The sequence below is a fragment of the Streptomyces poriferorum genome (assembly GCF_019399235.1).
GTDB lineage: Bacteria > Actinomycetota > Actinomycetes > Streptomycetales > Streptomycetaceae > Streptomyces > Streptomyces poriferorum.
In genome coordinates this window covers 1-2,770 of sequence record NZ_JAELVH010000473.1, presented here as the reverse complement: position 1 = coordinate 2,770, position 2,770 = coordinate 1, and the positions used below count along the sequence as shown (strand labels likewise).

General features: G+C 71.3%; 3 protein-coding genes and 1 pseudogene. 2 read left to right on the top strand and 2 right to left on the bottom strand.

Going from position 1 to position 2,770, the window contains the following annotated elements; all coding sequences use genetic code 11:
- Both JGS39_RS38600 and JGS39_RS38595 read left to right on the top strand, forming a co-directional pair.
- Positions 1–558 (top strand): annotated as a pseudogene (locus JGS39_RS38600) (hypothetical protein); the annotation flags it as partial.
- Positions 559–698: 140 nt separating this feature from the next.
- Complete coding sequence (locus JGS39_RS38595) at positions 699–1,466, top strand: hypothetical protein (RefSeq protein ID WP_219574433.1); 768 nt, start codon at positions 699–701, stop codon at positions 1,464–1,466.
- Positions 1,467–1,553: 87 nt separating this feature from the next.
- On the opposite strand, the gene JGS39_RS38590 is transcribed toward JGS39_RS38595, so the two are convergent.
- Positions 1,554–1,979 (bottom strand): DUF6188 family protein, encoded by a 426-nt coding sequence (locus JGS39_RS38590; protein ID WP_219574432.1) that lies wholly within the window; start codon positions 1,977–1,979, stop codon positions 1,554–1,556.
- Positions 1,976–2,770 (bottom strand): polymorphic toxin-type HINT domain-containing protein (locus tag JGS39_RS38585; RefSeq protein ID WP_219574431.1); only part of this gene is annotated, 795 nt, incomplete at its 5' end. The genes JGS39_RS38585 and JGS39_RS38590, both read right to left, overlap by 4 nt.

The window sequence follows — 2,770 nt, the reverse complement described above, 5'->3', positions numbered from 1 at the left end:
GCCGTCGGTGGCGCCGCCGCCGTCACCCTCGTACGGGAGTACCGCGGCGGCGCCACCGACGGCATCGTGCGCCGTAACGGACGGATGCTCCTCGGGGTGGCGCTCGCGCCGCTGGGGTGGCTCGCGTACGTGGTGTTCGTCGCGGTGCGCGAAGGCAGCCCGTTCGCCTACTTCGACGTCCAGGCGCAGTGGGGCAACAGCATCGACGGCGGCGCGGCCCTTGCCTCATTCATCCTCGGCCTGCCGCTGCCCGGCATGCTCGGACTGTGCGCGGCGCTGGCGGCGCTCGGCTGGCTGGTGTCCCTGTGCGTGCGGCAGCGCCAGCCGCTCCCCGTACTCGTCTACGGCATCGCCGTCGTCGTCATCTCGCTGATCGGCTCCGGGTACTTCGGCTCCCGGCCCCGGCTGATGATGCCCGCCTTCCCGCTCCTCCTGCCGCCCGCCGTCGCACTGGCGCGGCTGCGCTCCACCGCCCGCACGGCCACGGTTCTCGCGGTACTCGCCGCGGCCTCGGCCGCGTACGGAGCCTGGACGCTGCTCGGCTCCGGCCCTCCGTGACCGGGCGGGTTGGGCCCGTGGACCCAAGCGTCCGGACCGCTCCGGTTGTTAGCGTGCAGAGTCCGTGCGGGAACTACGTCGGCGGGAGCGGTTCCGCCGGTGAGGAGCGGTCAGTGACTAGGGTCTTTCGTACGGCAGCCATGGCTGCCACCACGGCAGTGCTCTGCCTGGCGGCGTCCGCCTGCGGACCGGACGGCGAGAAGTCCGAGCAGGACGGCGGGAAGGCCGCGGGCGCGACCGCGAAGCCGAGTGGGACGGCCTCATCGAGCGCGGGCGACCCCGCTGCGAGCGACTCCGCCCCGGCGCCCACCTCGACCCCCACCAGCAGCGGCGAGGTCCTCGACAAGGCCGGGCTGGCCAAGGTCGCGCTGACCACCGGTGAGGTGGCGAACTACGAGGTCACGCCGATGCAGGGCGGCGAGGAGAGCGGCACGGAGCGGTCCGAGAACAAGGACTGCGAACCGCTCGTCGCCGTGATCAACGGCGCGCCCCAGCCCACCCCGGCCGCCACCGTCTTCCGTACCGTCATGGACAAGTCGGAAGAGGGCAAGGACGACCAGACCGTCGTCACCGAGATCCTCACCTCACACCCCAAGGACACGGCGCAGCAGCTGATGCGCGGAGTCCGGGACGCGGTCCGGGCCTGCGCGGGCGGCTTCCGTACGTCGAGCGAGGACGGCCCCTCCACGTACACCGAGGTCAAGCAGCTTCCGCTGCCCCCGGCGGGCCAGGAGAGCATCGCCTACCAGGTGACCGGGAGCATCGAGGGGGACAAGGTGCCGCTGGTCTTCCAGCTGGTGCGTACCGGCTCGACCGTCGTCACCTTCTACGTGGCCGAGTTCATCACGGCGAAGACCCCGCAGCTTCCGGCCGAACTGGTCGCCGCGCAGGCGGCGAAGCTGCCCTGACGCGAGGAGCGACGATGCCCCGACACCGGCGGCCCGCCGGTGATGCCCTGACACCGGCCGGCCCGCCGGTGTCAGGGCATCGTCTTGCTACGCGAGGTCGGAGCCGGGCCCGCCGGGTTCCGTCAGCCGGCCGACCCCCTGCTGCGACACCCAGGTGAACTCGCCCGGCCGGCACAGCTCCGCCCGTACACCGGGATCGGCACCGCGGACGTTCAGATGATGGCCCGTGCTGAACACCAGACGCAGCGAACCACTCCGGAAGGCGACGGCGGACAGCACCGTCGCCCCCATCAGTGCGTCGGTCTCGCCGGCCGGCAGGTCGACCGGCTCGGGAGCGGTGGCCGGGCCGTCGGTGATCCGCACCGGCCCGACGACCACGAGCCGGGTGTCGCCGCCCAGGGTGAGGTCGAGCCGTGAGCCGTCCGGTGCGCCGGTGACGGCAAGCACCGGCGCGGACCTCAGACCACGCAGGACCCAGCGGTCCGGGTCGCTGTCGATGGACGGTTCGCTCACGGTTCCTCCGGAAGATGATCGAAGATGTTCCCGATGCTGTCACCCGGGGAGCCGTCGGGCATCTGCGGGTACACCTCGCCGGTCTTCGGGTCGATGAGCATGTCAGGGTTCCGGTTGGCACCGTTGCCGCGCCAGCCGCCCTGAGCCTTCACCTTGTGGATCGCGTCCTTGATCTGCTTGACCGTGTATCCGGTCTTCTGCGCCAGGGCGTTCGGCTTGGACACCATGTCGCACGGGTCGTCGTTGTGGACCAGTACGGGCGTGCCGCCGGCGACCACGTAGTAGGTGTGGACGCCGTTGACGGTGAGGTCGTGGGTGGTCCGGCGCTGGGTGTAGCGGGACACCCCGGCGACGGTGAGCACGGAGCCGTCGGGGGACCGGAGCTTCATGCCGGGAGCGATGTCGCCCGCGTCGGTCCAGCGCCGCTCGCCGGTGATCCAGAACGGGTGGGTGTCGGTCGCGGTGATCACCGCGGGACCGCCGCCGGTGCGGAAGACCAGCCGGGTGAAGTGCTTGTCGTCGTAGGTGGTGATGGCGCGCTCGACGCGGCGGGCCTCGGTCCTGCCGGTCACCGGATCGGTGGCGGTCACCAGGTCCCCGGGGCGGACCGCCTCGATGGACGGATTACGGCCGTCGGCGAGGAGGACCGGGGTCCCGGGCAGGAAGCTGTGCTTCACCGGACACGTGGGCGGCTTCTTCTCGTCGGGTTTGGGGTCGTCCTTCTTGGGCTTCTTGGTGTCGTCGAGCTTCTTGGCGGCGTCGTCGAGGGCCTTCTGGGCGTCCTTGACTTT

What these genes read in the sequence shown, in the direction of transcription:
- JGS39_RS38595 (WP_219574433.1), top strand. Translation starts at nt 699, where the DNA reads ATGGCTGCCACCACGGCAGTGCTCTGCCTGGCGGCGTCCGCCTGCGGA.